This is a genomic window from Salinibacterium sp. (genome assembly GCF_031364185.1).
Lineage (GTDB): Bacteria > Actinomycetota > Actinomycetes > Actinomycetales > Microbacteriaceae > Rhodoglobus.
In genome coordinates, this window is the sequence record NZ_JANLVV010000193.1 from 1 (window position 1) to 4145 (window position 4145).

Annotated in this window: 7 protein-coding genes and 1 tRNA gene; 5 read left to right on the plus strand and 3 right to left on the minus strand. The window is 60.1% G+C overall.

Translation table 11 applies throughout. The annotated features are described in order from the left end of the window. The coding region (locus RMN95_RS08305) for a hypothetical protein (protein WP_309616465.1) at positions 1–296 on the minus strand (296 nt) is incomplete at its 3' end. Positions 297–401: 105 nt separating this feature from the next. On the opposite strand from RMN95_RS08305, the gene RMN95_RS08310 reads away from it, so the two are divergent. The 5 genes from RMN95_RS08310 to RMN95_RS08330 all read left to right on the plus strand — a co-directional run bounded on the left by RMN95_RS08310 (position 402) and on the right by RMN95_RS08330 (position 3498). Next, positions 402–478 (plus strand) — tRNA-Ile (locus RMN95_RS08310). A gap of 94 nt (positions 479–572) precedes the next feature. Continuing rightward, positions 573–1040 carry a hypothetical protein gene (locus RMN95_RS08315; RefSeq protein WP_309616466.1) on the plus strand — a complete coding sequence of 156 codons (468 nt, stop codon included), beginning with the start codon at positions 573–575 and terminating at the stop codon, positions 1038–1040. Positions 1041–1068: 28 nt separating this feature from the next. Further along, positions 1069–1767 (plus strand): hypothetical protein, encoded by a 699-nt coding sequence (locus tag RMN95_RS08320; protein WP_309616467.1) that lies wholly within the window; start codon positions 1069–1071, stop codon positions 1765–1767. A gap of 520 nt (positions 1768–2287) precedes the next feature. Beyond that, positions 2288–2935: an Ltp family lipoprotein gene (locus tag RMN95_RS08325; protein WP_309616468.1), complete on the plus strand. Its 648-nt coding sequence runs from the start codon at positions 2288–2290 to the stop codon at positions 2933–2935. 365 nt (positions 2936–3300) lie between these two features. Further along, complete coding sequence (locus tag RMN95_RS08330) at positions 3301–3498, plus strand: three-helix bundle dimerization domain-containing protein (protein ID WP_309616469.1); 198 nt, start codon at positions 3301–3303, stop codon at positions 3496–3498. Between the two features lie 43 nt (positions 3499–3541). Here the strand turns inward: RMN95_RS08330 and RMN95_RS08335 are convergent, their stop codons facing one another. Both RMN95_RS08335 and RMN95_RS08340 read right to left on the minus strand, forming a co-directional pair. Next, positions 3542–3787, minus strand: a complete 246-nt coding sequence (locus tag RMN95_RS08335; RefSeq protein ID WP_309616470.1) for a hypothetical protein — start codon at positions 3785–3787, stop codon at positions 3542–3544. Between the two features lie 92 nt (positions 3788–3879). Further along, positions 3880–4145 (minus strand): ATP-dependent DNA ligase (locus RMN95_RS08340; protein WP_309616471.1); only part of this gene is annotated, 266 nt, incomplete at its 5' end.

Sequence of the window (4145 nt, forward strand, 5' to 3'; positions counted from 1 at the left end):
ACCGGCACCGGCATGAATGTCATTTGCATGATCTCCATTCTGGCGATCACCCGTTCTCGTTCTGGCGCCATCGTGACTCGCCGCTGATCACCCATGAAGTTGTCGTACATATCCAGTGACGGAAACTGGAGCATGTGCACCTCCAGCGGCTGGTCGTCCGACGCATTGGTCACTCCACGCTGAAGCACCAGCCCGCCATGTTCGGTTTCGAGATCGACGACGATGTCCAGGTAGCGAGACAGCTCTGTCTCCATACCAGGATGTGCCCAGAACATAACGCAGCAAGAAATCGGCATGGGGTGACTTTACCCCAGCGGATGATCCGACCGGAGTACCGACGCGGGTGCCGGTAGCAGGTGCGCGGGCCTGTATCGTAGGAATCCGCTCGCACACGCGGGCGCGGGGCGGTAGCTCAGCTGGTTAGAGCAGCGGACTCATAATCCGTCGGTCATGGGTTCAAGTCCCATCCGCCCTACCAACGTTTACGCGGAAGTTGGGCGTCGGCACTGCGAGATCCGAGAGCCGATCCCGTCAGAATTCCGTCCGCGTTCGAGAACCGATACGGTTGCCGCATGTTCCGTCCCATCGCTCTTGCCGTCCTGATCCTCGCGCTTGCAGGGTGTTCGGGGCTCTCGAACGCCGAGCAGGATGAGGCGCCTCGGTCCACGCAGACTGCCCAACCGACGCAGGACGCCAGCGCGACCGCAGCGCCCGAGCCTGCGCCAGAGTGCCTCACGATGAGCGCAACTTGGGTCGCCCACATTCAGGGATTCATGGAAGAGGGGTACACAGTGACTCGCGGCTCGGCGGTGCCGTCCGGTGGTCGCTACTTTTCGGTCGCCGTCCTGTACGCATCGCCTGCGGGTGAAGAAATCCTGGGTTCCTGGGGAGCAGGAAAAGACCCCTCGGGCGAGACAACGTCTATGGTCTTTCCGCTTGACGACGTGACAGCCTCGCATACGGTCGTCATGATCCCCGTCGCCCGAGTCCTTACCGAAGCCGCAGCGGGCTCAGCCGACGCGATCAACTGCTTGGGTTAACCTTCTGGGCACTCGCCGAGCAACACTCATGAACAGGAAGTACGCCGTGTCCGAGATAGTACCGGTGCTCATAACCTCGGCGATGGAGCAACTGTCTCAGTCGACGCTCAATAGATCGGGATCGCTTTTCTATTCTGGTCCAAGCGCTTTCGTGGGTCATCGCGATCTTTACATACTCGGGCTCAATCCTGGTGGATCGCCAGTTTCTCAAGCGCATGAAACGGTCGCGAGAGACCTGGAGAACTGGAAAGCACGTACGACGCCCTGGTCTGCGTATATTGACGACTCCTGGCTGGGAAGGCCTCCCGGCAAACACGGAATGCAGCCGCGTATGCGACACGTGTTCGACCAACTGGGCGTCGAGCTTCGCGAAGTGCCAGCGAGCAACGTGGTATTCGTGCGTTCCGCGACCGAGGCCGCTCTCGGTGTTGAAAAGACTGTCCTGCTCCAGCAATGCTGGCCCGTTCATGATGCGGTCATCCACGCCCTCGGCGTTCGAACGATTCTCTGCCTTGGAGCGACGGCCGGACGCTGGGCGCGTGAAGCGATCGGCGCCAGCGAGCTGATCGACCGCTTCGTGGAGCAAAATGGTCGCGGATGGACCAGCGAAGCCCATATCGCGCCAGACGGCCGTGCAGTTGTAACCGTGACTCATCCCGGTCGCGCCGACTGGCGGAACCCTAGCGCCGATCCGACGCCTCTTATTCGCGCTGTGTTGGAGCGATAGCGTTCCAGCGCGGCCGTCAATTTTCGGTGGGGAACGTTCGCTCTCGACAAGACGACAAAACGCTTCAGGGTGACCGGCGAGTCCATTAGCCCTCGGCTCGGTGCAGAGGGGTGATCGGCGCGCTCGGGGCTGCGAGGCCTAAAGAGAAGCAGTCCATGTCGGCGTCCCACTGGTCCGGGAAGAAATGCAGACCCCCCTACCATCCGCCCTACCAGTGTGTCGTGCCGGGACATTCTTTTTAGAGGTCAGGAGCCCGGCTAGGCGTCGTTCTCATGTACATAGTTGCAAGCGGGCCTCGACACGTTCTTGCCATTAGCCTCGGAAGGAGTTCTCCGCACCAATCCCCAGAGTCGGAATGCGGCCCTCTGTTGGGGGGAAGAATATTCACGTTAATTCGCGCGAAGATTCGTACATGAGCATTGTTAGTAATCCACAACCTCCTGCGCAACGGTCTGTGCCGCCCGAGGCCAATGGGACGGTGTCCTCACTATTCGCGATTGCGGGCCTCGTCGCTGGCATCGTGGCCTTCTTGAGTGGCTGGATCCCCGTCTGGGGTTTGATTGCCGGTGGCGCCGCCGTAGCCCTGGCCGCTATCGCTTTGGTGAAGAAGCAGCGCAAGGGTTTCGCCCTCACCGGTCTGATTCTTGGTGGGGTTGCGGCCTTGACCTCCCTCATCACGACAGTTGCACTCCTTGGCGGTATCGCCAGCGTGAGCGAATCGGATGCGGCACTTGATCCGCTCGGTACGAGCAGCGCTTCGCCCGCACCGACAGTCACGACCAAACCGATCTCGACCCCCAAGGCGACGGCGAAACCCACCCCGACGAGCACACCAAGTCCAACCCCGACGGTGGCACCGGCTTCACCGAAACCGGTTGAATCAGTGAGCCAATCTAACGCTTCGAGAAAAGCGCAGAGTTATCTCGACTTCGCATCGTTCTCACGAAGCGGTCTCATCGATCAATTGGTTTACGAAGGCTTTTCGGTGGAAGATGCGACTTACGGATCTGACGCCGTCGGAGCGGACTGGAGCCAGCAGGCGGCGGCCAAAGCGAAAAGCTATCTTGAAATTTCGGCTTTTTCGCGAGAGGGCCTCATTGAACAACTCGCATATGAAGGTTTCAGTGCGGAGGAAGCAGAATTTGGAGTCAGTTCAGTCGGCTTATAGGCCGCTGAGCGTGTCCAGGTGAACTCTTTCTGCGGTGGCGACGTGTGCCGAGCCGCCTGGTAATCTCCGATTGTCCACAACACCCTCCGGTCAGCACGGGTTGAGAAAGTGTGCAAGTCCAGCGCTAAAGAACATGGTCAAGAACGAGGCAGTCGATCCGGTTGGCGAGTTGGGAAAGATTCCCATTACATCGCGGCAAGGAACGCCCTCAAGATCCGCCCAACCGAGTGCGGTTTTGCCTGCTCATGATGACGGCCGAATTGAGCCTAATCTCGACCACGGCGCACAATAAACCACGGTTAGGTTTTAGCTGGCCGTGCGGCCCGACCGCACCCCGTCAACCTCCCCATGTCACACTGGCGCGTATGACGACAGAATTTGACGCTGACGAGGTCGCCCGAAAGGTTGTTGGACGGCTCAAGGAGAAGTTTCCGAAGGCGAGCGTTGACGACGTTGAGCAGATCGTGCGCGAGGAGGTCGCGATACTCGCCGACAAACCTGTGCATGATTACGTGGCGGTGCTGGCGGAGCGCGCCGCGAAGAAGCGACTGAAGCGCGGCTGAGGGCGCATCCGGAACCGACCGGGTCGCACGGTGCGTTTAGCTATCAGGTGTACACCCTGACGACGTGCCAGTTCGTCCCGTCTCGGACGACGTCGAACATGCGTGATAGCTCATCGTCATCGGTGCCCTGAAAGCGCCAGCCCTGACTGTGATCGTTCTCCCGCAGAGGCGGCTCGTCGAGGTGGGTGGGCGTGTCAGTGACGCGGTAGTGCCGGCCCTCCCAGATGAGACCATAGGGCACGCCGCCCTCGAACCACACCGTAGTGAGACTGTCGTTCATCAGCGTCATCGTGGCCCCTTTCGAGTGTCGAACACATGTTCGATACTCTTCAGGGTACGACACGGCACCGCAAACTCCAAGAAGAAGTTCGCCAGCGGCGGCTACGGCTTCTCAGGCTCCGGAATCGGTGACAGCCCAGTGATCGTTGATGCCGCCTGCGAGAGCTGCTCGAGCCATTCGCGGTTCATCTCTGGCGGGGTTGCGTCGTCGAATTCGAACTCGAGGGGGATCTGCGCAGAGATCCATACACTCGACCGGCCCCCGCCCTCGCTCTCGGGCTTATCCCATGAGAACGTGAACGCCTCATTGCGGCGCAACTTATTGACGATGACGAACTTGATGTGCGCGAGGGCGCGGTCGTCCAGGG